The sequence below is a fragment of the Cupriavidus sp. SIMBA_020 genome, assembly GCF_046535395.1.
GTDB classification, from domain to species: Bacteria; Pseudomonadota; Gammaproteobacteria; order Burkholderiales; family Burkholderiaceae; genus Cupriavidus; species Cupriavidus campinensis.
Window position 1 is genome coordinate 1 of the sequence record NZ_JAWRWU010000817.1, and the last position, 264, is coordinate 264.

The following is a 264-nucleotide window of genomic DNA, read 5'->3' on the forward strand; positions in this document are numbered from 1 at the left end:
GCCGGTCGCGGCGATCAGCAGACGGCGAGCGCCGACACGACGATGAGCTTCGTCCACGAAGCCGCGCTCGCCCATGTGGTCTACATGCCCGAAGTCGGGCGTCCGGACACCATGAGCAGCCATCAGGAGCAGGACTTCGTGCAATGGCTCGCGAACCGGCTCGGCACCGACGTGCATCCGCCCATGCTCGCGAAAAGCGGTTTCGAGCTGGCGGGCGGCCGTTTGCTGCCCGGTCCCGACGGTGAAGTCGCGCAGTTCATGTAT

At 66.3% G+C, this 264-nt stretch carries 1 pseudogene; it reads left to right on the top strand.

Annotated features, from left to right (window positions below):
- Nucleotides 1–264, top strand: a pseudogene (locus tag SB751_RS31645) (anti-sigma factor); the annotation flags it as partial.